The following is a 26,388-nucleotide window of genomic DNA, read 5'->3' on the forward strand; positions in this document are numbered from 1 at the left end:
ATGAAATTCACCGATCTTTTCGTCCAGCGGCCGGTGCTGGCGATCGTCACCAGCCTGCTGATCATCATTGCCGGCCTGCAGGCGATCGGTTCGCTCAACGTCCGGCAGTATCCGCGCAGCGACAACGCCGTGGTCACGGTGACCACCATTTACACCGGCGCCAACGCCGACTTGGTGCGCGGCTTCATTACCACACCCCTGGAGCGGGCCATTGCCGCCGCAGACGGCATCGATTACCTCCAGTCCCAATCCAGCCAGGGAAAATCGATCATCAATGCCCGGCTGCGGCTTAACTACGATCCGATCAAGGCCCTGTCCGAGATCAGCTCCAAGGTCGACCAGGTGCGCCGCGACCTGCCGCCGGAAGCCGAAATTCCGATGATCAACGTCGAATCGGCGGATTCCGAGTTCGCCTCGGCCTATCTGAGCTTCACCTCGGACGTGCTGCGGCAGAACGAGATCACCGATTACCTGGTGCGGGTGGTGCAGCCCCGGCTTTCGGCGCTGGCCGGGGTGCAGCGGGCCGATGTCCTCGGCGCGCGGACCTTTGCCATGCGGATCTGGCTCGACCCGGCCCGGATGGCGGCCTTCAACGTCAGCCCGGTGCAGGTACGGCAGGCCCTGGCCAACAACAACTTTCTGGCTGCGGTGGGAACGACCAAGGGGGCGCTGGTGCAGGTCAACCTGACCGCCAACACCGACATGCGGACCGTGGAGGATTTCAAGCGGCTGGTGATCCGCGAAGACCAGGGGGCCATTGTCCGCATCGAGGACATCGGCCAGGTGGTGCTGGGGGCCGAGGATTACGACACCGAGGTACGATTTTCCGGCCAGACCGCGGTGTTCATGGGGATTTGGCCGCTGCCCAACGCCAACTCGCTCGACGTGATCAAGCGGGTGCGCGCCGAAATGGGCGAGATCGACAAGCAACTGCCCAACGGCCTGTCCGCCCGGATGGCCTACGATGGCACCGACTACATAGAAAACGCCATCAAGGAAGTGGTCAAGACTCTGGGCGAGACCCTGTTGATCGTCATCGTCATCATCTTTCTCTTCCTCGGCTCGATGCGCGCGGCCATCATCCCGGTGGTCACCATTCCCCTGTCGCTGATCGGGGCGATGTTCCTGATGCAGGTCTTCGGCTTCACCATCAACCTGCTGACCCTGCTGGCCATCGTCCTGTCGGTGGGATTGGTGGTCGACGATGCCATCGTGGTGGTGGAAAACGTCGAGCGCCACCTCGCCGAGGGCAGGACGCCGATGGAGGCGGCCATGCTCAGCGGCCGCGAACTGGTCAGCCCCCTGATTTCCATGACCATCACCTTGGCCGCGGTCTACGCGCCCATCGGCCTTCAGGGCGGTCTGACCGGCTCGCTATTTCGGGAATTCGCCTTCACCCTGGCCGGAGCGGTGGTCATCTCGGGGGTGGTGGCGCTGACCCTGTCGCCGATGATGTCTTCCAGGCTGCTCAAGGCCGGGATGACCGAACAGGGTCTGGCCGGCAAGATCGAGCGCGATTTCAAGCGGATCCGAGCAACCTACGGCCGTTGGTTGGGCGTAACGCTCCGGAACCGGCCGGCGGTGTACCTGGTCTGGATCGCACTCGGGTTGCTGGCGGTGCCGATGTTCCAGATGTCGGCCAAGGAACTGGCCCCGACCGAGGACCAGGGCGTCATCTTCGGCATTGTCGAGTCGGCGGCCAACTCCACCCTGGACCAGAATCAGTTGTATACCGATGCCGTCAACAAGGTGTTCATGGGGATTGCCGAAACCGATTTCGTGTTTCAGGTCACCGAGCCCAGCTCCGGCTTCAGCGGCATGGTGACCAAGCCCTGGCAGGCGCGCCAGCGAACCATCTTCGAGATCATGCCCGAGGTGGCGCAGAAGCTGCACGGGATCACCGGGGTCCGCGTCCTGCCGGTGAGCCCTCCGGCCCTGCCCGGCGGCGGCCAGTTCCCGGTGGAATTCGTCATCGCCTCCACTGCCGAGCTCGACCAAATCCTCGAATTCGCCAAGAAAATCCAGCTCGCTGCCACCGAAAGCCAGATGTTCGCCTTCCCTCCCCTGATGGACGTCAAGATCGACCAGCCCCAGGCGGAGATTGTGATCGACCGCGACAAGGTGGCGGCGCTCGGCCTCAATCTCCAGCAGATGGGCGTCGATCTCGCCGGCATGATGGGCGGCAATTACGTCAACCGTTTCAATATTGCCGGCCGGAGCTACAAGGTGGTGCCCCAGATCGTGCGCACCGACCGGCTCAACCCGGACCAGCTGCACAATATCCATGTCACCGGACCAGACGGAACCTTGGTGCCGCTCTCCACCGTGGCTACCCTCAAAAACACCACCGAGGCGCGCTCCTTGAACCGTTTCCAGCAGTTGAACGCGGTCACCCTCAGCGCCTATCCGGTCCGGCCCTTGGACGAGGCCCTGCGCTTCCTCGAGGACGAGGCCGCCAAGGTCCTGCCCCAAGGCTATTCGCTCGACTACACCGGCGAGTCCCGCCAGCTGCGGGTGGAGGGCAACACCTTCCTGGTTGCCTTCGCTTTGGCCATCATCCTGATTTTCCTGGTGTTGGCCGCCCAGTTCAACAGTTTTCGCGATCCCTTCGTGATCCTGGCCGGCTCAGTCCCCCTGGCCATGTTCGGCGCCCTGATTTTCACCTTTCTCAAGATGCCCGATCCCAACGTCCCATTCTGGACCAACGGGTGGACCACCACCCTCAATATCTACTCCCAGGTGGGCTTGGTGACCCTGGTGGGGCTGGTGTCGAAGAACGGCATCCTGATCGTCGAGTTCGCCAATAAACTCCAGGAGCAGGGTTTGAGCAAGCAGGCGGCGGTGTTGGAGGCGGCCATGACCCGTCTGCGGCCGATCTTGATGACCACCGGCGCCACCATTGCCGGCCATTTTCCCCTCACCCTGGTCACCGGGGCGGGCGCGGCGGCGCGCAACTCGATCGGCCTGGTGCTGGTGGGCGGCATGGCCATCGGCTCGCTGTTCACCCTGTTCGTGATCCCCTCGATTTACATGCTGGTGGCCAAGGATCACTCGCAGGGCCGCCGAACGAGTCAGACCGGCGAGTGATCGTCCCGTCGGCGGCCCGAGCTTGCGGAAAGAAGGCGGTTGACGAGGCGCCGGCACAGCACTTTGCGGCCGGCGGACTCGAAAGAAAAAAGGCCGATCCCCAGAGGAATCGGCCTTGATTGGCAACAGGCGGGCCGCCTGCTCAGAAAGGGATTTTGGGGAACCGCGGCGGCGGGGTCGTGATCGTGGGTTCCTGCTCCTCCGGCTCACTGCCGCCGGTGGCGGTGGCAGCACCCAGCAGGACCAGGTCGACCCGCCGGTTCTGCTTCCGTCCCTCCTCGGTGCTGTTGTCGGCAACCGGGCGGTATTCGCCGAAGCCGGTGATCGCTACTTTTTCCGGGTTCAAGCCGTGCCGGTCCATGAAGTAGCGGGCAATGCTGGTGGCGCGCCCGGTCGACAACTCCCAGTTCGACAGGAACGCGGCCGAATGCATGGGGATGTTGTCGGTGTGTCCCTCGAAGCTGATCTCGTTGCTGTAGGGCGACAGAGTCTCGGCCATCTTGGCCAGCAGCTCGTAGGAAGAGGGCTTGATGGTGGCGCTGCCCGAATCGAAAAACCCGGTTTCTTTCATGCTGATCACCAGACCCCGCTTGGTAAGCTCGACATTGACCTTGTCCTGGGCATTCTTCTCGACCACGAATTTTTCCAGCGTGACCAGCATCTCCCTGAAATCCTTCTTGGTGGCCTGCGTCTTGGTCGTGGTGTCGCCCTTGGGTCTCTGCTTCTCGATATTTTTCGGCTGCACCCGCATCGATGGAATGGGCATCATGTCGGTTTTATTCATGATCTGCGGCTTGCCCGAGGTGGTGCCGGTGGTGACGCCGAACGCGGTCCGATAGGAAGCGGCGACCTGGTCCACCTTCTTCTTGTCGGTTTGGGACATGGCGTAGAGGGTGACGAACACCGCGAACAGCAAGGTGATGAAGTCGCCGTAGGAGACCAGCCAGCGCTCGTGGTTGGCCGGTTTTTCCGGCTCTTTCTTGCGGGCCACGTTATTTCTTGCCTCCTTCCTCGTCGGCGGGTGCCTTGCCGCCGTGGCCGCCCAAGTATGATTTCAAACGCTCCTCGATAAATCGCGGATTTTCCCCGTTTTGAATGGCGACAATGCCGGCGATGATGATCTCCTTGCGGACCGATTCATCCTTGATGCGATGTTTGATCTTGGTGGCGGCGGGCAGGCAGACGATGTTGGCCGTGATCAGGCCGTAAATGGTGGCAACGAAGGCAACGGCGATACCGGCGCCCAGTTTGGAGGTATCCTCCAGGTTGCTCATGACGTGGATCAGGCCAAGCACCGCGCCGATGATGCCGATGGTCGGCGCATAGCCGCCGGCCGCTTCGTAAAATTCGGCGCTCATCTTGGCGTGCTCTTCGGACGCGGACAGATCGATTTCCATCAGCTCCCTGATATCCTTGGGTTCGACGCCATCAACCGAAAGGGAGATGGCTTTTTTCATGAACCGGTCCTTGTGGTTTTGGGCATCCTGCTCCAGGGCGATGATGCCGTTTTTCCTCGCCTTGCTTGCATAGCCGCAGATTTCGGTAATGAGTTCGTCGTTTTTGGGCGAGTTGCCGATCAGCTTCTTGACATCCTTGAGGGCGTTGATCGCGACCTCCATCGGGAAACTGACGAAGGCCGCGCCAAAGGTGCCGCCCAGAACGATCAAGGCGGCAGTGGGCTGCACGAGAGCGGTGAGATGCAGGCCTTCCAGGGCGGCGCCGCCGACGACGGCGCCAAAGCCCAGGACAAAGCCGATGATGGTTGCAATATCCATAGCGTTGCTGCGTGTACCGATTGTAAGGGGCAAGCGAGTCGTTGCCCGCCGATTGTCTCGGAAAGACTACGATATGCCCATTGTATGAGAAGCAGCGGCGATACAAAAGAAAAAAACGAACCGGCAGGCCCGTCCTCCATTCCCTGTGTACCGGGCAAGGCCCGTCCCGTCGCCCCCTTGTCTGACCCGTTCCGGTCAGGTCGGCGGCGGTTCGGGCGCCGCAGCCGCGGCGTCGCCGAGGTCGAGCTGCTGGCGCGACAGCTGGAGGAGCCGAACACGGTAGACCATGATTTTATCGATGATCTCCTCGGGCTTTTCCCGAACGATGATGTGATCGCCATTGATCAGCACCACGATGGTGTCGGGCGTCTCCTCCATGCTCTTGATCAGGTCGGGATTGAGGTAGAATTCCGAATTGTTGAGCTTGGTGAGCTTGATCATGGCACGGGCCTGGGCAAGGGCTTGAGGCATGGCGCCGGCTGCGAAGGGCACCGACCGTTGCGGCCGTGGAGGACCACGGACAAAACGGTCGGTTTGCAGGCCATGCCGGTTGTCGCCACTAAGAAGCCGTTGCCGCCCGTCTCCCCGGGCAGTCGGCGTCAGACGGCTTATTTCTCCAGCTCGAATTTGATCAGGACCTCGTCGGCCTCCACCGCCTGACCCTTGTCCACCAGGACCTCGGCAATGACGCCGTCCACCGGCGAGGCCACGCCGCTCTCCATTTTCATCGACTCCAGGATTACCAGGTTCTGGCCGCGGAAGACGCGCTCGCCCTTCTGGGCCAGCACATCCACCACCAGGCCCGGCATCGGGCAAAGCAGAATGTTGTTGAGCGATTGGTCGGCCTTCTCGGGCATGAACCGCATCATCTCCCATTCCTTCGGGGTATAAACTTCGAACAGCCGGGAAATGCCGTTGAAGCTCATGAAGATGAACGATTCCTCGAAGCGGATCCGGAACCGGTAGTTCTGGCCGTTGATGTTCAGTTTCAGCCGGCGACGGAAGAATTCGAAGGTGGGGATCTCGACCCGATGGGTGGAGCCGTCTATCCTGATGGTGCAGGTTTCGCCGCTGACCGGCGTACCTTCCAGGGCCACTTCGAACAGATCTTCCTGGCACCGCACCTTGTACTGATGCATCCGGCCCAGATCGCGCTTGCCGCCGATGTCGGAAACCATGTGGAGCAGGGATTCGCGGACCGCCACCGTGCGGGTGTGGTAAATGAGGGTGGCCGCCAGGGCCGCAAGCTGCAGGTATTGCAGCGAGGGCGAGCGTTTCGACACGCCGCCGTCGAAGTGCTGGTCGATGAAGCCGGTGGTCAGCGCGCCTTCGGCGAATTCGGGCAGGCAGAGCACGCTGGTGACAAAGTCGATATTGGTGGAGACCCCTTCGATGTGGTAGCCGTTCAGCGCCTCAATCAACATGCGACGGGCATCTTCCCTGGTCTTGCCGTGGCAGATCAGCTTGGCCAGCATCGAGTCGTAGTAGACGTCGATCTTGCCGCCGATGTTGACGCCGGAATCCACCCGAATGCCCTTGCCGCGCGGGGCGGCGTAGCGGGTGATCATGCCGGTGGAGGGAATGAAGCCGCGGGTGGGGTCCTCGGCGCAGATCCGGGCCTCGATGGCCCAGCCGTTGAAGGTGACGCCGCTCTGGTCGAAGGGCAGCGGCTCACCGGCGGCGATCCGGAGCTGCAGCTCGACCAGGTCGAGCCCGGTGACCATCTCGGTGACCGGATGCTCCACCTGGAGGCGGGTGTTCATCTCCAGGAAATAGAAATTGTGCTGGGCATCCATGACGAACTCGACCGTGCCGGCGTTGACGTACTTGGCCTGACGGGCCAGGTCGCAGGCCGCCCGGCCCATCCGTTCGCGCAGTTCGGGTGAAACCGCCGGCGAGGGCGATTCCTCGATCACCTTTTGATAGCGCCGCTGGATGGAGCATTCGCGCTCGCCCAGGTGCACCACATGCCCTTGGCTGTCGGCCAGAACCTGGATTTCGATGTGGCGCGGCTGCTCGATGTAGCGCTCGACAAAGACCCGGGTGTCGTTGAAGGCCTTGAGGGTTTCCTTGCGGCTGGCCGCCAGGGCGTCCTTCATGTCCTCGGGTTTGCGGACGATGCGCATGCCCTTGCCGCCGCCGCCCGCCGCCGGTTTGAGCAGTATCGGGTAGCCGATCTCGGCCGCGATGGCAATGGCTTCCTTTTCGTCCTTAATCGCCTCGATGGTGCCGGGGATGACCGGCACGCCGGCATTCTTGGCCAGTTCCTTGGAGGTGATCTTGTCGCCCATGACGTCGATGACCTCGGCCGGCGGGCCGATGAGTACCAGTCCGGCTTCCTGGATCGCCTTGGCAAAATCGGCCTTTTCGGAGAGGAAACCGTAGCCGGGGTGGATGGCCTGGGCGCCGGTGGCCTTGGCCGCCGCGACGATCTTGGCGATGTCGAGATAGGATTTCTGCGACGGCGACTCGCCGATGTGCACCGCTTCGTCGGCCAGGTGTCGGTGCAGGCTGCGGCTGTCGGCGTCGGAATAAACGGCCACGGTGCCGATGCCCAGCCGGTTGCAGGTACGAATGATGCGGATGGCAATTTCACCGCGGTTGGCAATGAGAATTTTATTGAACATGGCGTGCCTCACAGGGGAATATTTCCGTGTTTGCGATCCGGGCCCTTGGTCTTCTTGCTGTCGAGCATCTGCAGGGTGCGGATGAGGTGCGAGCGGGTATCGCGCGGGAAGATGACGTCGTCGATGTAGCCCCGCTGCGCGGCAAGAAAGGGGTTGGCGAAGGTGCGGCGGTATTCCTCCATCTTTTCGTTGAGCACGGCCTCGGGGTCCTCGGCTGAATAGATTTCCTTGCGGTGGATGACTTCGGCCGCGCCCTTGGGGCCCATGACCGCGATTTCGGCGGTCGGCCAGGCATAGTTGACATCGCAATGGATGTGCTTGGAGTTCATCACCAGATAGGCGCCGCCGTAGGCCTTGCGGATGATCACCGAGATGCGCGGCACCGTGGCTTCGGTGAAGGCATAGAGCAGCTTGGCGCCATGGCGGATGATGCCGCCGTGCTCCTGATCCGGACCGGGCATGAAGCCGGGCACGTCGACCAGGGAGATCAGCGGGATATTGAAGGCGTCGCAGAAGCGGACAAAACGGCCGGCCTTGAACGAGGCGTCGTTGTCGAGCACGCCGGCCAGTACCGCCGGCTGGTTGGCAACCAGGCCCACGGTCTGGCCGCCCAGCCGGCCGAAACCGCAGATGATGTTGCGGGCGAAACCGGCGTGGACCTCCATGAACTCGGCGCCGTCCAGGATCGAGTGGATCAGCACGTTCATGTCGTAGGTCTGGTTGGAGTTGCTCGGAATGAGAAAGTCCAAGGCCGGATCGGTCCGGTCCGGGGCATCGCTGAGATCGAGGATCGGCGCCCGCAGGCGGTTGTTGGAGGGGAGGTAGCTGATCAGTCGCCGCACCTCGCGCAGGGCGAGCACATCGTTGTGCACGGTGAAATGGGCCACGCCACTCCTGCTGGCATGCACCTTGGCGCCGCCCAGGGCCTCGGAGGTGATGTCCTGGTGGGTGACGGTCTTCACCACGCTGGGGCCGGTGACGAACATGTAGGAGGAATCCTCGACCATGAAGACGAAATCGGTGATCGAGGGGCTATAGACCGCGCCGCCGGCACAGGGCCCCATGATGCAGGAGATCTGGGGGACCACCCCGCTGGCCCGGACGTTGCGATGGAAGATCTCGCCGTAGGCCGCCAGGGCGTCGACGCCCTCCTGGATACGCGCGCCGCCGGAATCGTTGAGGCCGATGATCGGCGCGCCCACCTTGACCGCCAGGTCCATGACCTTGCAGATTTTCTGGGCATGGGCCTCGCCCAGCGAGCCGCCGAGCACGGTGAAGTCTTGGCTGAACACGAAGACTTCGCGGCCGTCGATGGACCCATGGCCGGTGATGACCCCGTCGCCGAGGTAGCTTTTTTCCTCGCCCAGGCTGCTGCCGCGGCCCAGCTTGAGGATGTCGAATTCCTCGAACGAGCCGCTGTCCAAGAGCAGTTCGAGCCGTTCGCGCGCCGTCAGTTTACCCTTGCGGTGCTGGTCGACTTTTTTTTCCTCGCCACCGGCGGCTCTGGATTCCGCCCGTAATCGTTCCAGGGTTTCAAGGGTTGTGTTGTATTGGGTATCCATGGCATTACCTGATTGTGGAACCGGCGCGTTCCCAGACAAGGGCGGGCGCGGGTTCACGATGATAAATGGTCCTCTTGCAGCCGGTCGGCTCGTACGCTTATGGACGGTCGATCGGTGCCGGAGGGGGGACACACTGTTCAGGCCGGACGAGTCTTGGTGGAAGGTGCAATAATACTTGAGGGACGCCGTGTTGACAAATCAGAAAAACTCATTTTCATCATTAATTTGACAACGGAAAAAGGCGGTCGGGAACAAGGTGTCCCGGCCGCCTTTTTCCGTTGTCGGACCGTCTTGCGCCGCCCGGACGATTATCCCATGAGAAAGCTCCACAGGACACCGGCGCAGACCGCCGAGCCGATGACGCCCGAGGAGTTGCAGGCCATGGCATGCATGAGCAGGAAATTGGTCGGGTCGGCCTTCTGGCCCATCACGTGTACCTCCCTTGCCGAACCGGGCACGGCGGAGACTCCGGCCGCCCCGAGAAGGGGGTTGATCTTTTCCTTGAGAAACAGGTTCATGAATTTGGCGAAAAGCAGGCCGGATGCGGTGGCGATGCTGAAGGCGATGGCGCCCAGGAAAAAGATGCCCACGGACTTGGCGTTGAGGAACACGTCACCCTGGGTCGAGGCACCGACGGTCAGGCCGAGGAAAATGGTGGCGGTGTCGATGATGGCGTTGCGGGCCGTATTGGCCAGCCGGTCGACCACGCCGCTTTCCTTCATCAGGTTGCCGAAGAAAAAGGGACCGAGCAGCGGAATCGAGGCCGGGGCGAGGAAGGTGCAGAGAATCAGCCCGACCACGGGGAAAATCACCAGTTCCTTCCGGGAGACCTGGCGCAACTCCGGCATTTTGATCAGCATTTCCTTTTTGCTGATCAACAATTTCATGATCGGTGGCTGGATAATCGGGATCAGGGCCATGTAGGAGTAGGCGGCGATGGCAACCGGGCCGACCAGGTGCGGCGCCAGTTTGGCGGTGAGGAAGATCGATGTGGGGCCGTCGGCCCCGCCGATAATGCCGATGGACGATGCCTCCTGCGGCGAAAATCCCAGCGCCAGGGCACTGAGATAGGTGCAGAAGATGCCCATCTGCGCGGCCGCGCCCAAGAGCATCAGCTTGGGGTTGGCCAGCAGGAAGGAGAAATCGGTCATCGCGCCCAGGCCGAGGAAGACGATCGAGGGATAGAGACCGCTGGTGACCCCGAAATAGAGATAGTGGAGCACGCTGTTGGCCTCGTAGATGCCGATGCCGAACCCCTTGAAAAAGGGGATGTTGCCCAGGATGACGCCGAAGCCGATCGGCAGGAGCAACAGCGGCTCGTAATTTTTGCCGATGGCCAGAAAGACAAAGCCGATACCGACGACGATCATGATCAGGTTGCGGTAGTCGGCCTGCCCGAAACCGGTATTGCTCAAAAATTGCAGAAACAGATCCATTGGTTCCCCCTTGTGATCAGATGTCTTTTGCTGCTTTCACAAACCGGAAGACTCCGTCGCCAAGGGGCTGGAGCGTGCCGGCATTCAGGAGGCAGCGAATGGACAGGTGGGGATGGGGGAGATGGTATTTCTTTGCCAGGGCGTAAAGCTCGGCAAGGTCGAATTCCAGCTCCAGTTCCTCAATCAGGGGTTGAAGTCGCTCAACGGCAACAGCGTGATCCAGGGGGCATTCCGGACGGGGTGGGGGCTGGGGGGCGAGGGCAACGACCACCTGGGCTTTCGGCGGCCGGTCCAGCAGGGCAACGAATTTATGCAGTTGGGAAATAATCAGGGACAGGGTGGCCAGTCCTGAAAAAACGATGCAGGCCCCGGTGGCGGCGGTAACCCAGCCATTGTGGTGGGTGATAGCTTCGAATCCAATCAATATGACCTCCTTGCAGCGACAATATTATTCTGAAACCCGATGGGCGGCGGGCGAATGATACTTCTGACCAGGAATGCATGTTTACATACACTAATTTCCGCTCATGTCAAATGGTTGCTGGCAGAATGAGGATTCCTTGCCGGTCGAAACCTCCAGCGGAAGCCTATTTTTTTCTTTGCGAAAAGGGTCGATTCCAGGAACCGCGGGTGTGTTGTGTCTGGCCGCGGCGGAGGGGGTGTTGCGGAATTGCGATGAGTTTTCGTATTCAAATTCCTTGCTTATCCCGACGAATTGGCCCAAGAGTAAAGATGGTGGATCGCTTCCGCGCCGGGAGCGATCCTGTCCATCAAGCCTGACAAGGAGGAGGCATGCAGCTGTTCGCCAGAGACATCATGGCCAGAAATTTCGATACCATCCACCGGGACGACTCGGTGGAAAAGGCGATCACGAAAATTCTCAACGCCAAGGTCCGGCCCACGGGCCACAAGACCGTGAGCCTGATGGTGGTCGACGATGCGCACGCGCTGGTGGGAACCATCAGCATGTACTACATCCTTTACCACCTCCGTCCGTCCTACCTGAATTACGGCATCAACGGCAACGACCTGAACTGGCAAGGGGAAATCGACGGTTTTGTCCGCGAGGTCAAGAAGAAGAAAGTGGCGCAGATCATGAACGACAACGTCTTGTACGTGCAGCCTGACGAATCGGTCATGGCCGTGCTCGACCGGATGATCAAAAACCGCATCCGGCGGATTTCGGTGGTGGACGGGGGAAAACTGGTCGGGGTGATCTACATGTCCGATATTTTCTACCACCTGTTCAGCGAATAACCGGCAGCGGCGCGTTCTTTGCCCGACGGCCGGCGGTTTCGCCGGTTGTTGTCGCGTTCGCTTTGTGGAGTGCTGCATGCCTGGCTTCACCTTTCTGCCGCCCCCGTGGCTGCGCAATCCCCATTTGCAGACCCTGTGGCCCAAATTGTTCCGCCGGCGGCCCACCCTGGCACTGGAACGGGAGCGCCTGGAACTGGCGGATTCCGATTTTATCGATCTGGCCTGGGCGGCAAATGGACGCGGGCCGGTGGTGCTGATGCTGCCCGGCCTGGAGGGGGATCTGCGTTCGCACTATGCCCTGCCGCTGATGGCGGCGCTGCTCCGCTCCGGTCTGCGGCCGGTGTTCATGCATCTGCGCGGTTGCAGCGGCGAGCCCAATCGACTGGTCCGCTCCTACCACAGCGGCGCGGTCGAGGATCTGGCGGAAGTGCTGGCTCTGCTGGGGGCCAGCGGCCGGCCGGTGGCGGCGGCCATCGGGGTTTCTCTGGGGGGCAATCTCCTGCTCCGCTATCTGGGGATGACCGGCGCTGCCTCCCGTTTGCGGGCGGCGGTGGCCGTCTCCGTCCCCTTTGTCCTGGCCGATGCCGGCCGGCGCCTGGAACGGGGCGGCTCCCGTCTCTATCAGCGCTACCTGCTTGGCCGGCTGAAGCGATCCTATCGACGCAAATTCCACGTAATTCCCTCGCCGTTGCGGGTCGATCTCGGCCGGATTCGCACCTTGTGGGAGTACGATGAGCACATCACCGCGCCGCTCAACGGCTTTGCCGGCGCCGAGGATTATTATGCCCAATGCAGTTCCATGGGCTACCTTGCCGGCATCACCACCCCGACCTTGGTCCTTCATAGCGTCGACGACCCGTTCATGTATCCGCACAATGTCCCCAGGGCCGACCAGGTCGGGCCGGGAGTGCGCCTGGCCATTCAGGAGCACGGCGGCCATGTCGGGTTTGTCGAGGGGCGATTTCCCTGGCGGACCGACTGCCTGATCGACCGGCTGGCACCGGCTTTTCTTCGCGAGCAGCTGTCAGCCGAGGCCGCTGCCTCCTGATTTGGCCGCCAGGGCTCGCGCCCGTTCGACTGCCGCCAAGGCGTCGTCCGGGTCGAAGATCTCGAAACAAACCAGCATCTCCTGGCGCAGGAAAGGGATGGCCGCCTGCAGGGTGGCGTCGTCCAGGGGGAGGTGATCGATGCGTCCGTCCGTGCCGGAGAGATGCAGTTCGACAATGTGGGGGTGATAATGGGCGGGCAGCGGGGCGCCCAGAAGGCTGTGGGTGAGGTCGAAGGTGTAGCGGTGATGGAATTCGGCCCGATCGATCAGGTTTTCCAAGGCCATCAGATCGGGCCAGGCCACCTCCCGCCATCCGGGCAGGGGGTGGAGGGTCATGTTCAGCAGGGGCAAACCGCAGGTGGCGAAAAACTCGGCGGCGGCCAGCGCGTTTTCGGTCCGGTCGGTGGGGAGGTGGAGGGTGTATTCCAGGTTCAGCGCGGCCAAGCCGTCGAGCCAGGATGCCACCTTGGCCCGCATCGACGCATCCCAGGTGTAGACCAGAAGTTCGACGAAATCGACCTTCCCCTCCACCAAACGGGCGTTATCGAGGAAATTTTCCCCGATAAGCCATGACGTGGTCCCCAATTTCATCGCGCGATTTCCCAAGAATGGCAAAGGTTCCCATTTCCTCGATCATGCGGAGCGCGGCCTCGATGATGGGAAACATGAGGGCGCAACCGGTGCCTTCGCCCAGGCGCATGTCCATGTCGAGCATCGGCTCCAGGCCGGTGATCTCCCGCAGCAGCTTGGCTCCCGGCTCGAAGGAGAGGTGCGAGGGAATCATGTATTCCACGGCCGTGGGCTTCAGGCGCATGGCTGTCAGGGCGGCGACGTTGGAGATCAGGCCGTCGGTGACCACCGGCACCCGCCGGGCGGCGCAGGCCAGATAGGTGCCGGCGAGGCCGGCAATGTCGAGGCCGCCCACCTTGCTCAACACATCGATGGGATCGTCCGGATCGGGCCGGTGCAGTTGCACCGCTTGTTTGATCACGTTTTTTTTTCGTTCCAGGGCCTCGTCGGTCAGGCCGGCGCCCCGGCCGACCACCCGATCGATGGAAGCGCCGGTGAAGGCGTAGAGCACCGCGCTGCTGGCGGTGGTGTTGCCGATGCCGATCTCGCCGGTGCCGATCAGGTCGTAGCCCTGGTCGATGGCGGCAAGGGTGACCTCGATCCCCACCTCGATCGCGCGGATTGCTTCCTCGCGGCTCATGGCGGGTTCACGGAGGAAATTGGCGGTACCGTGGCGGATTTTGCGCTTGATCACCTTGGGCAGGTCGACATCGACCTGGATGCCGATATCCACGGCCAGAATGTCGGCCTTGGCGGCGCGGGCCAGGAAGTTGACTCCCATTCGGCCGGAGGTGACGAAATCGGCGCCGATACGGGTAACGTCCTGGGGATACATGGCGACCCCTTCGCCATAGACGCCGTTGTCGGCCATCATCACCACGATGGCCTTTTGCTTGATCGCGTTGTGCACCTGGCCGGTGATACCGGCGATCTGCCGGGCGATGCTTTCCAGCTTGCCAAGGCTGCCCGGCGGCTTGAGGCAGTAATCGATCTCCCGCTGGGCCGCGGCCATGGCCACCCGGTCGGCGGGCTGGATGGCGTCCAGGGTTTGTTTGAGCAGCTGCATGCGAATCCTATCGATAGTTGAAACGGATGAGAATGGGCAATTCGCCCATGAATTCGATTTCACTCAAGGTGGCGTTGTCGACCTTGAACTGCCAATACCCCTTGGCCACCGATTCGCAGAAAAAATGGGCGAGCAGCGAGCGGATGCAGCCGCCGTGCGACACCACCGCCACCTTTTTGCCGGGATGGCTGCGGACGATTTCCTCGACCACGCTGATCACCCGGTACTTGAAGGCGGCAAAGGCCTCGGCGCCGGGGATGTGGGTTCTTTCCCAGTCGGTGAGCCACGTCTGCCAAATCTCCGGATATTGTCGGGCGATCGCCGAGAAATGCATGCCTTCCCATTCGCCGAAATGGAATTCCTGCAGACTGGAATCGGTGACGATTCGGGCCTGGTCGCCGAACACCAGCGTGGCTGTTTCCACCGTTCTGGTCAGGGGACTGGCAAAGATGGAATCGACTTCAAGGGCGTTGATCCGTTCGCGCAGGGCCAGGGCCTGCAGACGGCCATGGTCGTTGAGCGGGGTGTCGGTGCTGCCCATGAGCACCCCGGTTTTGTTTTGTTCGGTTTCGCCGTGACGGATGAGATAGAGTTTGGTCGTGTTCATGCAAGCCAATATTTCCAGACAAGAAGAGCGATAAAAAAGGAGAGCAGCTCGGACAGTTCGATGGAAGCCCCGATGGTGTCGCCGGTGATGCCGCCCAGCCGTTTTCTGGCATAGGCGGCAAAACCAACTGCCAGCGCGATGGGCGGCAGATGGAAGACCAGGGTCAGCCAGGGGACCGTGCTGAACGGAATTCCCCACAAAACGAGGATGCCGCCGACCAGAACCAGGGAAGACAAGGTGGCCAGAGCGGCCTGTGTCCGCCCGGTCTGATTGACAAAATCGCCAATGCCGCGTTCTTCCCGGGCGTAGCGGGCCGTGGCCGCATGCCAGACCAGGGCCATTCGGCCCAAAACCGGCGCAACGAGTACGGCCGGGGTAGCCCCGGCCGGCGCGATGGCACGCAAAAGAGCGTATTTTACCAGTATGGCCAGCACCACCGCAATCACCCCGTTGACGCCCAGGGTCGAATCGCGCATGATCTCCAGCATTCGTTCGCGCGAGCGGTAACTGAACAACCCGTCGGCGGTATCGGCCAGCCCATCGAGATGCAGGCCGCCGGTGATGCCGATCAGCAGGATCACCGCGATCAGTGCGGCCATGTCGCGGCCAAGCAGGCCGTCGGCCAGCATCATCCCGGCGGCGGCGGGTACCGCCACCAGCAACCCGACCAGAGGCATCCATTTCATGCCCCGGACAAAGTGGTCGGCCGTGAAATCGACGGCAATCGGGACCGGATAACGGGTCATGAATTGGATCATGAGGATCAACGCCCGCATGCCGTCCCCTTTCATCCCTTGATGCGGACCGGAATACCGGAAACCACCAGGTAGACCTCGGCGGCGGCTGCGGCCATGCGTTGGTTGACCCTGCCGGCGCAGTCGCGAAAAAAGCGGGCCATGCTCGACCCCGGCACAATGCCGCAGCCGACCTCGTTGGTCACCGCCACCAGGTCCGCCCGGCTTGCTGCAGCGGCAGCCACGATCGCCTCGATTTCAACCATCACCGCCGCTTCAACCTCCTTGAGCCGGGCCATGGCAGGATGGTCCCAATCAACGGCTTGGGCAAGCATCTTGTTGGTGGTCAGGACGGTGAGGCAATCGAGCAATAATCCGTCGCAACGCTGGCCTTGACCGGCAATCACTTGCGAAGGAAAATCGGGCGCTTCATGGGTGTGCCAGGCAGCAGGACGCTGAAGCCGGTGTTGTGCAATCCGCTCGACCATTTCTTCGTCAAGGGCTCGGGCGGTGGCAATATACGCGATATCAGGGCCGAGGCCGGCAACGAGCCGCTCGGCAAAACTACTCTTGCCGCTCCTGGCGCCGCCGGTGACTAGAAGAATACGGCCCATGCCTTCACCTTACTCGAAAGAAGATCGCTTGGCTCAGTCGCTTGCGCATAAAGGCCAAGCTTTGCTATACGCCGGATTGGTTTGGGTAACATGCCGAGTTTACGCAGAAAAAAGTTCGCGGAGCGATTCGACCGTACGCTGTTATAGCGAATCCGCATCAAAAAAGATAGAGGCAAGTTACGACCGGCGTGTTGCCGTGCCCGGTCGAAGGGACAGAGATTACTTGCAGGCAAAAAAAGTGACATATCTGCCGATTTCTGCTATGCCCGCCTTGGTCAAGCCTTCCTTGAGCATGTTCTGGTCGTGGGCGCTCGACTGACGCCAGGAGTCGAATTGCTTAAGGGGGGTTGTGAAGTTCCAACCGACATTTTCAACGCACATCCGGCTACCCGAGCGTTCGAAACGCTGATCGAAATTGCGATGACTCATCATTTTTTGCCGGAACATCTCAAAGCTGTGGTGCTTGGCAAGCCGGTTGAGATTGGCGTCAAAGCGAAGCGGTCCCAACCCATTGCTGTGGCGGTACAGGTTGATTTGTTCAAGCAAGGTGCGGGCGTAGAGGGAAGCTCCGTCGTCCTGCGTCATTGCCGAGCTCAGAGGAGAAGCAAGGTGCAGCGTGAGTAAAACCAAAAATACGAATCGCAATTTCATGCAATATAACCTGAACTGATAAAGTTGATGAGATCGGCTACGTCACGGCCTCGAGCAGCCGATGGGTGCATGTGGCTAGAGGTAATCGAAGCTAAAAAAGGATGTCAAGCGCGACGTCATTGAAAAGCCGCCGGCGCGCGCAGGGCGTCTGTTCCTCGATAATGGAGCGAGGTGAGGCAACTCTTTAACAATAAAGGAAAAGAACAAAAAATCAGGCATGAAACACTTGTGTGTCAAGAGTGTGACTAGGTAAATAATCTGATGTCTGCAGAAAGAAATTCAAAACGGGAAAACAAGGAATGTCGGAAACTGAACCAATTGAGCAGCGGTGAAAAAAATAAAAAAATAAGTTCTCAACTTGACAAAGAAAGTTTTTTGTGTGCTTAATATCATATAAAAAAAAGTCATTGAAATCTTGAGGCTAGCCAGCTCGGGTACAAAACTGAAAGAAAAATCCGAGTGGGAGAGCGGGTCTGTTGATTTGTCGGCGCATCCCCTGGGCCAAAATAAGTAGAAACATCACGATGTAAGATGCTTCCATATGAAATTTGATGGTAAAATGCGCCATTTTCTAATTTAATAGATTAGGTTTTGCAGATGATCGCCGGCAAAGAGAATTTGAGTTGATAGCTGATTATGAAATTGAATAAAATTGCCAAACAAGAAAAGCTGATTACCGGGATAGATATCGGTTCATACGCTGTAAAAGTATGCCAGCTCAAACGAGTAGGCGACAATTACAAGATCGAATCGCTTGGGTCAGCGGCCTTGCCCGCTGGAGCGGTTGAAGATGGAATCTTGCATGAACCATTGGAAGTAAGCAAGGTTCTCTCGGGACTGATCAAAAATCTCAAAATAAAAAACACCAAAATAGGGATATCCATATCGGGGCACTCGGTCATAGTCAAAAAGATCAATCTTGAACAGATGACAGACGATGAACTGGCCGAGTATATCAAATCGGAAGCAGAGCAATATATTCCTTTTGATATTGATGATGTTTACATCGACTTCCAAAAATTGCCTCCCAAAAAGGATAACGTTGATCGGTGCGATGTGATGCTCGTTGCCGCAAAAAAGGAAGTCGTCAACGATTATTTGGAAATGCTCAATGGCTTGAAACTGAACACGGTGCTGGTCGATGTGGATGGTTTCGCCTTGGAGAATATATGGGAAACGGTTTCAAACCGATCTGAAAATGTGGCTTTGGTCGATGTCGGGGCCTCGAAAATGAACATCAATATTATTTCTGGCGGTGTCTCGGTGCTGGCGCGAGATGTTGCGGCTGGGAGTGAGCAGTTAACCGACAAAATTATGAGTTCAATCGGGGTCGAATATACGGACGCTGAAAATATTAAGCTGGGTATCCTTCCACCTGGAGAGAATCAGGAACTTGTTGAAAACATTTTCAATAGAGTGTGTACCCAATGGGTGCTTGAGATAAAGAAAGCCATCGATCTGTACCAGGCGAACAATCCGGATAGGCCTTTGCAATCCATAGCCTTGAGCGGAGGCGGTTCGAAAGTGAACGGATTTAAGGAGTATTTGGTCAACGAAACGGGGCTCGAAGTTGTGGCATTTAACCCCTTTGATACGATGAACTATGATAGAAAAAAAATAGACAGCCACTATGTTTCCAATATTGCCCCTGAGATGGCTATTGCGGCCGGTCTTGCAATTAGATCTGCATCATTTTAATCATGATACGAATTAACCTTTTACCAGTTCGCGATATTGTCCGCCGCCAGAAGTTTTTAAGACAGATAATTGCCATCTTGGTTGGTGCGGGATGCGTTATAGGTGTACTGATACTCATAGAGGTGTTTCAGTTGACTTCTATTAATAAAAGTAAGGAAGAAGTAGCAAGTATTGACGCTGAGAAGGCAAAGTATACTAAAATTTTGACTGAAATTAAAAAAATAGAAGAAGAGAAGAAGGTTTTAACGACAAAAATTGAAGTTATAAAGCAATTAAAACAGTCGTCTTCCCTAACTGTACACGCTTTGGACGAAATAGCCAATCTTACGCCTGCAAATAGGATGTGGCTCAAAAGTTTGTCTCAGAACGGAGCTCAACTTGAATTGAAGGGCATGGCGCTTGATGATCAAACGATAGCGCGATACATGGATGACTTGGAGGCGTCAGCTTACATCCAAAATGTCCGCCTGGCTGGTTCCTCGCTGGAGACATATGCGGAAAGGAGTTTAAAAGCTTTTTCGATTACAGCGAATGTTGACATGCCAAAAAAGTGAGAAAGCAACCGATATTTACTGCGTTGGATTAACGGTATGATCTATAGCCCAAAAAAGAGCAAAGTCGATATTTTCCTTGATGAGCAGTATGCTAAAGTCAGCGACCGTAATAAACTGCTGGGGATCGGTTTATTCGCCGTTTTGGTGGTAGGGCTTTTCTTTTTTGTCTTCTATCAGCCCAATCAAGAGGAGATAGACAGGCTGGCTCAGCAGGCATCGGCGGCGAGCGAAGAATTGCGCAAGGTGAAAAAGGCTGCTCAGGATTTGCCAAGACATAAAAAAGAACTGGAAGAGGTTCGGTTGCAATTCGAGACGACATCGACGTTGCTTCCCAAAAGCCAGGAAATTCCGAACTTGCTCAGAAATATTTCCGACTTAGGAAGGAATTCAGGGTTAGATTTTATTTCTTTTACTCCTGGCCAAGAGATTCCCAAAGATTTTTATGCTGAAATTCCTATCGATATAAAAATCAGGGGGCCTTACCATAACCTTGGGCTTTTTCTTGATAAAGTAAGCAAGCTGGAAAGAATTGTTACGGTTAATAATATAAAGACAGAAAAGGTTGATTTGGATAAAAACGAGATTTTATTAAGCTCAAGTTGTAGGCTGATAACGTATCGATTTACAAACGTTAAGCTCGAGCAGAAGAAAAAATAAACCGTAATGTCTTCTTAAATTAATTATTATCGTGCAGATAGAGAATGAATAAAGCAGGAAGAAAAATAACATTATGCTTGATAATTTTATGCTTTTCGTCCCTGAGCTGCTTTGCTGGTGATGAAAGCCCATCCGTAGATAGTTTATCTACGCAGGCTTTGAGCGAAGATCAATATGCATATAAATCAGAAGGACGTTCCGATCCTTTCAAGCCCTTTATTTCGCCGAAAACTTCATCGGCTTCACCAGATCCCAATGAAATTGTTGATGAAAATATTGAATACTCGGGTATGCAATTATTCGAGCCAGGTCAACTTAATCTTGTTGGTATCATGGCAACTTCACGTGGTTTTATAGCGATGGTTGAGGACCAAACCAAAAAGGGCTATATGCTAAAAACCGGAGATCTCATAGGGAAAAGAGGTGTGGTTTCCTTGATCAACGAACACGAAGTTATAATAACGGAAACTGCCCGTACACGTGGTGGACAGGAAATGAAAGAAACGGTGACGATGAAGATAAAGCGAGAGGGAGATAAATGATGATGTTGCAAATTATCTCAGATCAAAAGAAATATATCATTTCATTTTTATCGATTTTTATTGGATACTCGCTAATTGTTTCTGCGAATTATCTTTTAGCAGATGATACGGTTCAGGTAAAAACGGTTGATGTTATTCGCGTAGGCGAATCCATTGAGGTTAAGATTTCTGGTGCAAATACTGTTGCGTCGACCGTATATGAGTTGCCTAATCCTGACAGGATTGTCGTTGATCTCGCCGATGCTGTTTTAGCAAGCAATTTTGTAAGCAAAATCGACGTTACTGGTATATCACTGCAGACCAAGCATTTAACAGATAGCAAGCCGGCAGTTCTTCGGCTCGAATTCACCTTGCCTGGGAAAGCAGATTTTCAGACACAAAAAAATGATAACGAGCTCAAGTTAACTCTTAAGCTGGCTGGTGCTACCGCCAACGATGTGAGCGTTGCGTCGCAAAATAATGTTGCCAATCCGGTAATAGAAGGTACAAAAGAAGCATCTGCACTGAAAAGTCAACGTCCAGGCGATAAAATTGGCTCTGTGATCGGGACTACTAAAAGCATTGATAGCCAACTTCCTGACATTAATCCGCTTGAAGCCAAACATTCGTCCAAGGCCAAAGCTCAACAAATGGAAGATTCCTTTAATTTCTCTGGATACAATAAAGAAAGAATAACTGTTGAATTCCAGAAAATGGATCTTCACAACGTGTTTAATTTTCTCAGGCAGGTGAGCGGGGTAAACATTGTTGTTGATGAATCGGTGCAGGGTGCACTTACCTTGGTGCTCGATGACGTACCATGGGATTTTGCTCTTGATATCATTTTGAATCTCAAAGACTTGGAAAAGGAAGAGCGCTATAACACCTTGGTCATTTACCCTAAGAAAAAGGAATTTAAATGGCCGGATAAAAGTCAAAATAATCTCAGCTTTCAGGCGGATTCAAAAGTGGTCGCTCGAGAATCTCTGACGATCCGGCAGCAGAGCCGGCAAACAATTGAAAATCCGGAAGCTAGACAGCAAATTAACCTTGGAAGTGAAGCTGAAAAAAATGAAAACTATGATCTGGCAGTTACTCATTATGAACGAGCGTACGAAAAATGGCCATCCAATACCCAGTTGACCAATAAGCTCGCTTCAATTTATTTGGTATATTTACGACAATATGCTAAATCTCTTTATTATTCAAGCATGACATTGAAGCATGATAGGGATAATAATGAGGCTATGCTATTGGCAGCTATTTCAGCTGCTAATATGCAAGACAAGGATAAAGCTGCGCATTATTTTGCGAAATGTACAAGTGTAAAAAAGCCTATTAAAGAAGCACTGATGAGTTATTCTTCGTTTTGTGAAGGCGGTCAGGATTATAATTGCGCTTTAGAGAATCTAACGCGATATAATTCACTTTACGGAGAAGATTTGGACTCGATGATTAGTGCCGCAAGAATTTATGACAAAATGGGTCAAGGGCAAAAGGCTGTAGAAAAATACAATCAATTACTTTCTTCCGGATTCCAAGTGCCTCCAGATTTAGAGAGATATATAAAAAGTCGTGTGGCTATTAACTGATGAGCCTTTAATAGATTGTACTTACCGAGGCGTTCATGATGAAATTTACTAAATTATTTGTATGTTTCGCTGTATCGGTTTGTTTGATTTGCGGCATGGTCGGGTGTGCCCAGAACAACAAATCGAGAGAGCAATCCAAAACACAAGATACCTTTGATAAGGCTGGTTCTTTTGCAACTCCTTCACCAACTACGCCGGCGCAGCTCCCCATCCGTTATCAGTCTGCCGGGTATGTTTTGCCCAAAGATAAGCTGGATACATCCTTGACTGTTAGCGATACTTCAGGTGAATTTCAGATCAAGGTGGGGGCGACAATTCGTTCGACAAACGGACCTCTTCCTCTTTGGGACGTTATGAAACGTTTAGCTAACCTGAAAGGCATGACGGTAAGCTGGGCAAGCGATGTCGATCAAAATGCTTTGGTTGATGTTGACATTTCTGCAACTGACAATTTCTTCGATGCAATTACCAATTTGCTGCGACAAGCGGATTATTTCCACGAAGTAAATGAGAAAAACATTGTCATCCGCAACAAAACGACAAAAGTTTTCAAGATGGCAGTTCCATTCATGCAAGGTGGATACACTTCGTCGGTTGGTGGTAATTTCCTTGCAAATAAGGATGCTGCATCGGGTACTGAAGGGTCAGTCAAGATTGCTAGTGCTGATAACAAATTCAATGTGTGGGAAAACATTGAAACCAATTTGAGAAGTATTCTGCAAACTTCTTCTGTTGAACGGAAAGATGTGACTGGATCTTCTGCTTCACCCGATGGTAAGAAAAATGCTGAATCGAGTAAGAATGCACCGGCGAAAGAGCCCGCTGCTGTGGTGTCAGATACCGAATTTACTGTGGAGCGCCCTGCTGCCCGCTATTCTGCAAAAGATGAACCTTCATTCGTGATCGATAGAAGCGTTGGCTTGATAACAGTAACCGCTAAGCCCGCATTATTGGATACTGTCGAAAAATACCTCGATAATTTGAAAAATCACTTGTTTAGACAGATAAATATTGAAGCCAAGATTGTTGAGGTTTTCCTGCAGGACAATTCAAAGATTGGTATTGACTGGAGTTCGGTTTTTAAAGATAGCCCCCTTTCGGGTACTGTTCACTTCGGTACTGCTGGCCAGGTCTATCCTGATACCCCTGGAGGTTTTGTCAGTCGTATTACTTTGAGTTCCTTTAATTTCACAGTTTTGCTTAATGCTTTAAACGAACAAGGCGATTCTCATGTCTTGGCTAATCCGAAACTCACCGTATTAAATGGGCAGCCTGCGCTCATCAGTGTTGGTAAAGATGTTGCTTACGTCAAGTCTATAACGCGCGATGAGACGGAAAGTACTGGAGGCAGTCCCAGAGTTACTTTTACAGCTGAAGTCGGAAATGTTGTACAGGGAATAGCACTTGGCGTTATGGCATCAATAGTCGATAACAATAAAGTTGTTTTGCATTTAACTCCCATTACAACGGACATTGAAAATTTGATGCCTGATGGCAGTATTGCCATGACAACATTGGCGGAGGGTGCAATAGAGCTAGGTTTGCCCCAGGTCAAGGTCCGTGAAATGTCAACCATGGTTGAGGTTCAAAATGGAGAGATGCTCGTTATTGGAGGACTGATTGATAGCGTCGAAGTTAAGAACGCAGATTTCATTCCTGGTTTAGGCAGTATACCTGTAGTTAAATATTTGTTTGGGGTAGAAGAAAAAAGATTGGTGAAGCGGGAGCTCGTTATTCTTCTCTCGCCAAAAATTATTTAAGATTATTGACGAATTTGTACGCATAGGAGATCCATATGAAATACAGTCGCCTTCTTCTTGCAGGCTTGTCAATACTTTTTCTTGGTGGTTGCGGTACAACCGTTCATGAATCACTGAAGGTCCAGCAAGGGAGCAAGGTCTCAATAGGTTCGGGCAGGACGGTCGTCATTTTGCCGTTTGCTGATTATTCTGAGGCTGATAATTTGGAACGTGCGTATCGCCGTCAACTTTTTGTGAGTGAAAACATAACGGACCAATTTGTCAATTACGGGTTTAATGTCCCGGTTCAAGATGATGTTTTCACTTATCTGGCTGACCAGAGGATAATTAAGGCTCAGTCCTACGCCAGAGCAAAGACAGATACCCTGGAGCAGGAACTGAAAGACGAATGGTCGCCGTCAATGAAGAGCGAGCTGCAACGTTATATCGATCTGGCTAACAAAGCACAGCAACAAGGTTTGAGTGATGAGGCGTCGGCTTCACGTGGTTTGACACAGCAAGAGATTGTTAAGATTGGCCGGCATTTTTCATCGGATTATATCGTTCGCGGGCGGATCATACAGTACAAAGAAAGACAAGATCCTTCGTGGAATCCCGCTAAGAAAGGATTGTTGACGTTTGTCAGTGGGGTAACCAGCAAGATAGCTTTTGGTCATGCTGAATCAGAACTATACGATGAATTGAACACTACTGTTGCTGGTGGAGCCGATGCTGCCTTCATTTCAGGTGTTACGGATGGTGATTTGAATCATGCCATAGCCTGGGGGGCAGCCGGAGCGTTTTTAGGAAACATGGCCCATCACTCAGGTAAGATTCCGCAAGCTGTTGTGCAACTCCGCATTTGGGTACAGGACGCCTCCACCGGCAATGTGGTGTGGACCAATCGCGTCAATGTCCAGGTTTCACCTGAATCCGTCTTGGCCGATTACCAGTATGATGCTCTTTTTGAAAAGGCTACGGAAAAAGCCATTGGAACTTTAATTGATAATTTTGCACAGGTGGTTTACAATGTTCCGCCACCGGCACCGGTAACTAGGGCTAAGCGTTGATCCTCGTATTAGCCTCGCAAATAGGCAAGACTGCACACGCAGTCTTGCCTATTTTTTTAACTTTTTTGTGACTCCTTGATGCAGTCATGTAGCTGGCAGGAAGATGACGGGGGCATTCACTGGAATTGAAATGTATTGCATAATAATTCCAAGCAATATTTCTTGCTTTGGCTTCTGTGTGAAGGGTGAGAATACGCTCCCCTCCTATATTTAAAATAGCATTTATTGTGATGATATGAAACTCGACGGCCGAAAAGTATTTTTTTTTGTAGTGGGTTTGCTTCTTGCTCCGATCGTTTTAACCCAGCAGGCAGATGCATCCGGTTTTCGCATTGCCAATCAATCTCTCGGTGCCATAGGACTGTCGGGGGCGCGTACTGCCTATACACCCGGCCCCGATGCAAGTTACTACAATCCGGCCAACATGAGTTTTTTGCCTGACCATTGGCTTATGGAGACCTCGCTGACGATTTTACAGTTGCCAACAGTAGAATACACCGATCACCGATCACCGATGTTCAATGGCTCGTCTGATGAGGAACTTTTCTGGATGCCATTGCTGCATGTGACTTCCCCGCAATACGGGCGCATGCGCTACGGATTTTCGCTGACCTATCCTTTTGGCCTGGCTAAGCAGTGGGATCAGCCCTATCCCAAGGCTTTTGCTGAAAAATTTTCCTTGCTCACAGTGGAAGCAAACCCAACGGTTGCCTGTTCCATCACCGATTGGCTGAGCATCGGCGGAGGTGTTCGTCTAATTTACGCCAAAGGTGAAGTTGACAATGAAATCGGTGCACCTCTATCACCCATGGCTACTTTGTCGCGAGCCTCGGATGGAACCGACACACAGCTGGGCTACAATCTGGCGGTGTCGATTCGTCCCAACGAGCGCTGGACCATGGCCGCCACCTACCGCTCGGAGGTCAAGCTCGACTTGGATGGGCACACCGATATGCAGGCCATGGCAGGTCCTTACTCCGTGGCGACTTATTCCGGGGATGGATCGGTGTCTCTCAACCTACCCGCTGTGTTGAGTCTGGCCACGGCGCTTTCATTTGATCGACTGACCGTGGAACTCGCCTGGGACCGGACCTACTGGTCGTCATTTCGTGAATTGGATTTTTCGTACCCCATGAATTTCCTTAATTCGCCGTTTGCGCCTTTCGATGCGGTGAGTGTGAAAAATTGGGATGATTCCGATGCCTATCGCATCGGGCTTACCTACGATTGGAACGACCGCTGGACCACAACCCTAGGCTTCACCTATGACCGAACCCCGGTGCCCGCCCACACTCTTGGATATGAATTGCCGGATGCGGACGCTATGGTGTATTGCGCGGGGGCACGTTATCGCTATTCGCCGAGCACGGAATTCGGCCTTTCGTACATGTATTACCGGACACGCAGCCGATCTGTGGACGCCGCCGATGCCAATCTATCGGGAATAGATGGCCGCTTCACCGACGGAGGCGCCCACGCACTAACTTTTGGGGTCATCATGTCGTTTTGACCCGTTGGTCGGT

24 protein-coding genes are annotated in these 26,388 nt (G+C 55.2%); 11 read left to right on the top strand and 13 right to left on the bottom strand.

Annotated elements, in window-relative coordinates:
- Entirely contained in the window at positions 1-3,087 is a 3,087-nt protein-coding gene (locus RMR13_RS04675; protein WP_310599479.1) for an efflux RND transporter permease subunit, read from the top strand.
- Positions 3,088-3,229: 142 nt separating this feature from the next.
- On the opposite strand, the gene RMR13_RS04680 is transcribed toward RMR13_RS04675, so the two are convergent.
- The 7 genes from RMR13_RS04680 to RMR13_RS04710 all read right to left on the bottom strand — a co-directional run bounded on the left by RMR13_RS04680 (position 3,230) and on the right by RMR13_RS04710 (position 10,911).
- A complete protein-coding gene (locus RMR13_RS04680) occupies positions 3,230-4,078 on the bottom strand; it encodes an OmpA family protein (RefSeq protein WP_310599480.1) in 849 nt (282 codons plus the stop codon).
- Between the two features lies 1 nt (position 4,079).
- Positions 4,080-4,862: a flagellar motor protein gene (locus RMR13_RS04685; RefSeq protein ID WP_310599481.1), complete on the bottom strand. Its 783-nt coding sequence runs from the start codon at positions 4,860-4,862 to the stop codon at positions 4,080-4,082.
- Between the two features lie 195 nt (positions 4,863-5,057).
- Positions 5,058-5,333, bottom strand: coding sequence for a flagellar FlbD family protein (locus RMR13_RS04690; protein ID WP_310599482.1), 276 nt, complete (start codon positions 5,331-5,333; stop codon positions 5,058-5,060).
- 137 nt (positions 5,334-5,470) lie between these two features.
- Positions 5,471-7,489 carry an acetyl-CoA carboxylase biotin carboxylase subunit gene (locus tag RMR13_RS04695; protein WP_310599483.1) on the bottom strand — a complete coding sequence of 673 codons (2,019 nt, stop codon included), beginning with the start codon at positions 7,487-7,489 and terminating at the stop codon, positions 5,471-5,473.
- Between the two features lie 8 nt (positions 7,490-7,497).
- Complete coding sequence (locus RMR13_RS04700; protein WP_309411594.1) at positions 7,498-9,051, bottom strand: acyl-CoA carboxylase subunit beta; 1,554 nt, start codon at positions 9,049-9,051, stop codon at positions 7,498-7,500.
- Positions 9,052-9,359: 308 nt separating this feature from the next.
- The gene (locus RMR13_RS04705; protein ID WP_310599484.1) at positions 9,360-10,487 is read right to left on the bottom strand and encodes a sodium ion-translocating decarboxylase subunit beta; all 1,128 of its coding nucleotides are present in this window, start codon (positions 10,485-10,487) and stop codon (positions 9,360-9,362) included.
- 16 nt (positions 10,488-10,503) lie between these two features.
- Complete coding sequence (locus RMR13_RS04710; protein ID WP_310599485.1) at positions 10,504-10,911, bottom strand: OadG family transporter subunit; 408 nt, start codon at positions 10,909-10,911, stop codon at positions 10,504-10,506.
- 368 nt (positions 10,912-11,279) lie between these two features.
- Between RMR13_RS04710 and RMR13_RS04715 the strand changes: the two genes are divergently transcribed.
- Both RMR13_RS04715 and RMR13_RS04720 read left to right on the top strand, forming a co-directional pair.
- Positions 11,280-11,744: a CBS domain-containing protein gene (locus RMR13_RS04715; protein ID WP_310599486.1), complete on the top strand. Its 465-nt coding sequence runs from the start codon at positions 11,280-11,282 to the stop codon at positions 11,742-11,744.
- Positions 11,745-11,820: 76 nt separating this feature from the next.
- Complete coding sequence (locus RMR13_RS04720) at positions 11,821-12,792, top strand: hydrolase (RefSeq protein ID WP_310599487.1); 972 nt, start codon at positions 11,821-11,823, stop codon at positions 12,790-12,792.
- Here RMR13_RS04720 and RMR13_RS04725 read toward each other — a convergent pair.
- The 6 genes from RMR13_RS04725 to RMR13_RS04750 form a co-directional block, all read right to left on the bottom strand.
- Positions 12,769-13,383: a hypothetical protein gene (locus RMR13_RS04725; RefSeq protein WP_310599488.1), complete on the bottom strand. Its 615-nt coding sequence runs from the start codon at positions 13,381-13,383 to the stop codon at positions 12,769-12,771. The two genes, RMR13_RS04720 and RMR13_RS04725, sit on opposite strands and share 24 nt — an antisense overlap.
- Positions 13,334-14,428 carry a nicotinate-nucleotide--dimethylbenzimidazole phosphoribosyltransferase gene (gene cobT, locus RMR13_RS04730; protein ID WP_310599489.1) on the bottom strand — a complete coding sequence of 365 codons (1,095 nt, stop codon included), beginning with the start codon at positions 14,426-14,428 and terminating at the stop codon, positions 13,334-13,336. The genes RMR13_RS04725 and cobT overlap by 50 nt, the downstream gene beginning before the upstream one ends.
- Before the next feature lie 7 nt (positions 14,429-14,435).
- Complete coding sequence (locus RMR13_RS04735) at positions 14,436-15,035, bottom strand: histidine phosphatase family protein (RefSeq protein WP_310599490.1); 600 nt, start codon at positions 15,033-15,035, stop codon at positions 14,436-14,438.
- Positions 15,032-15,811, bottom strand: a complete 780-nt coding sequence (cobS, locus tag RMR13_RS04740) for an adenosylcobinamide-GDP ribazoletransferase (RefSeq protein ID WP_310599491.1) — start codon at positions 15,809-15,811, stop codon at positions 15,032-15,034. Before cobS ends, RMR13_RS04735 begins: the two co-directional genes overlap by 4 nt.
- Positions 15,812-15,822: 11 nt before the next feature.
- Positions 15,823-16,383 carry a bifunctional adenosylcobinamide kinase/adenosylcobinamide-phosphate guanylyltransferase gene (gene cobU / locus RMR13_RS04745; protein WP_310599492.1) on the bottom strand — a complete coding sequence of 187 codons (561 nt, stop codon included), beginning with the start codon at positions 16,381-16,383 and terminating at the stop codon, positions 15,823-15,825.
- A gap of 219 nt (positions 16,384-16,602) precedes the next feature.
- Complete coding sequence (locus tag RMR13_RS04750; protein WP_310599493.1) at positions 16,603-17,034, bottom strand: CAP domain-containing protein; 432 nt, start codon at positions 17,032-17,034, stop codon at positions 16,603-16,605.
- Positions 17,035-17,670: 636 nt separating this feature from the next.
- On the opposite strand from RMR13_RS04750, the gene pilM reads away from it, so the two are divergent.
- The 8 genes from pilM to RMR13_RS04790 all read left to right on the top strand — a co-directional run bounded on the left by pilM (position 17,671) and on the right by RMR13_RS04790 (position 26,375).
- Positions 17,671-18,732 (top strand): type IV pilus assembly protein PilM, encoded by a 1,062-nt coding sequence (pilM, locus tag RMR13_RS04755; protein ID WP_310599494.1) that lies wholly within the window; start codon positions 17,671-17,673, stop codon positions 18,730-18,732.
- 2 nt (positions 18,733-18,734) lie between these two features.
- Positions 18,735-19,286, top strand: a complete 552-nt coding sequence (locus RMR13_RS04760) for a PilN domain-containing protein (protein WP_310599495.1) — start codon at positions 18,735-18,737, stop codon at positions 19,284-19,286.
- A 36-nt stretch (positions 19,287-19,322) separates the two neighbouring features.
- The gene (locus tag RMR13_RS04765) at positions 19,323-19,943 is read left to right on the top strand and encodes a type 4a pilus biogenesis protein PilO (RefSeq protein WP_310599496.1); all 621 of its coding nucleotides are present in this window, start codon (positions 19,323-19,325) and stop codon (positions 19,941-19,943) included.
- Positions 19,944-19,987: 44 nt separating this feature from the next.
- The gene (locus RMR13_RS04770) at positions 19,988-20,485 is read left to right on the top strand and encodes a pilus assembly protein PilP (RefSeq protein WP_310599497.1); all 498 of its coding nucleotides are present in this window, start codon (positions 19,988-19,990) and stop codon (positions 20,483-20,485) included.
- Complete coding sequence (locus RMR13_RS04775; protein WP_310599498.1) at positions 20,482-22,056, top strand: AMIN domain-containing protein; 1,575 nt, start codon at positions 20,482-20,484, stop codon at positions 22,054-22,056. Before RMR13_RS04770 ends, RMR13_RS04775 begins: the two co-directional genes overlap by 4 nt.
- Before the next feature lie 35 nt (positions 22,057-22,091).
- Entirely contained in the window at positions 22,092-23,816 is a 1,725-nt protein-coding gene (mshL, locus tag RMR13_RS04780; RefSeq protein WP_310599499.1) for a pilus (MSHA type) biogenesis protein MshL, read from the top strand.
- 35 nt (positions 23,817-23,851) lie between these two features.
- The gene (locus RMR13_RS04785; RefSeq protein ID WP_310599500.1) at positions 23,852-24,865 is read left to right on the top strand and encodes a hypothetical protein; all 1,014 of its coding nucleotides are present in this window, start codon (positions 23,852-23,854) and stop codon (positions 24,863-24,865) included.
- A gap of 235 nt (positions 24,866-25,100) precedes the next feature.
- Positions 25,101-26,375, top strand: coding sequence for an outer membrane protein transport protein (locus tag RMR13_RS04790; RefSeq protein WP_310599501.1), 1,275 nt, complete (start codon positions 25,101-25,103; stop codon positions 26,373-26,375).
- The last annotated feature ends 13 nt before the right edge of the window (positions 26,376-26,388 follow it).

It is taken from the genome of Desulfobulbus sp. (assembly GCF_031547805.1).
In the GTDB taxonomy this organism is placed as follows: domain Bacteria; phylum Desulfobacterota; class Desulfobulbia; order Desulfobulbales; family Desulfobulbaceae; genus Desulfobulbus.

Bases quoted from the DNA above. Each gene is read 5' to 3' on its own strand.
- RMR13_RS04675 (WP_310599479.1), top strand. From the start codon at position 1: ATGAAATTCACCGATCTTTTCGTCCAGCGGCCGGTGCTGGCGATCGTC.
- pilM (WP_310599494.1), top strand. From the start codon at position 17,671: ATGAAATTGAATAAAATTGCCAAACAAGAAAAGCTGATTACCGGGATA.
- RMR13_RS04725 (WP_310599488.1), bottom strand. From the start codon at position 13,383: ATGAAATTGGGGACCACGTCATGGCTTATCGGGGAAAATTTCCTCGAT.
- cobT (WP_310599489.1), bottom strand. From the start codon at position 14,428: ATGCAGCTGCTCAAACAAACCCTGGACGCCATCCAGCCCGCCGACCGG.
- mshL (WP_310599499.1), top strand. From the start codon at position 22,092: ATGATGAAATTTACTAAATTATTTGTATGTTTCGCTGTATCGGTTTGT.
- RMR13_RS04700 (WP_309411594.1), bottom strand. From the start codon at position 9,051: ATGGATACCCAATACAACACAACCCTTGAAACCCTGGAACGATTACGG.
- cobS (WP_310599491.1), bottom strand. From the start codon at position 15,811: ATGCGGGCGTTGATCCTCATGATCCAATTCATGACCCGTTATCCGGTC.
- RMR13_RS04685 (WP_310599481.1), bottom strand. From the start codon at position 4,862: ATGGATATTGCAACCATCATCGGCTTTGTCCTGGGCTTTGGCGCCGTC.
- RMR13_RS04750 (WP_310599493.1), bottom strand. From the start codon at position 17,034: ATGAAATTGCGATTCGTATTTTTGGTTTTACTCACGCTGCACCTTGCT.
- RMR13_RS04720 (WP_310599487.1), top strand. From the start codon at position 11,821: ATGCCTGGCTTCACCTTTCTGCCGCCCCCGTGGCTGCGCAATCCCCAT.
- RMR13_RS04760 (WP_310599495.1), top strand. From the start codon at position 18,735: ATGATACGAATTAACCTTTTACCAGTTCGCGATATTGTCCGCCGCCAG.
- RMR13_RS04785 (WP_310599500.1), top strand. From the start codon at position 23,852: ATGAAATACAGTCGCCTTCTTCTTGCAGGCTTGTCAATACTTTTTCTT.
- cobU (WP_310599492.1), bottom strand. From the start codon at position 16,383: ATGGGCCGTATTCTTCTAGTCACCGGCGGCGCCAGGAGCGGCAAGAGT.
- RMR13_RS04735 (WP_310599490.1), bottom strand. From the start codon at position 15,035: ATGAACACGACCAAACTCTATCTCATCCGTCACGGCGAAACCGAACAA.
- RMR13_RS04790 (WP_310599501.1), top strand. From the start codon at position 25,101: ATGAAACTCGACGGCCGAAAAGTATTTTTTTTTGTAGTGGGTTTGCTT.
- RMR13_RS04705 (WP_310599484.1), bottom strand. From the start codon at position 10,487: ATGGATCTGTTTCTGCAATTTTTGAGCAATACCGGTTTCGGGCAGGCC.
- RMR13_RS04715 (WP_310599486.1), top strand. From the start codon at position 11,280: ATGCAGCTGTTCGCCAGAGACATCATGGCCAGAAATTTCGATACCATC.
- RMR13_RS04765 (WP_310599496.1), top strand. From the start codon at position 19,323: ATGATCTATAGCCCAAAAAAGAGCAAAGTCGATATTTTCCTTGATGAG.
- RMR13_RS04690 (WP_310599482.1), bottom strand. From the start codon at position 5,333: ATGCCTCAAGCCCTTGCCCAGGCCCGTGCCATGATCAAGCTCACCAAG.
- RMR13_RS04770 (WP_310599497.1), top strand. From the start codon at position 19,988: ATGAATAAAGCAGGAAGAAAAATAACATTATGCTTGATAATTTTATGC.
- RMR13_RS04775 (WP_310599498.1), top strand. From the start codon at position 20,482: ATGATGATGTTGCAAATTATCTCAGATCAAAAGAAATATATCATTTCA.
- RMR13_RS04695 (WP_310599483.1), bottom strand. From the start codon at position 7,489: ATGTTCAATAAAATTCTCATTGCCAACCGCGGTGAAATTGCCATCCGC.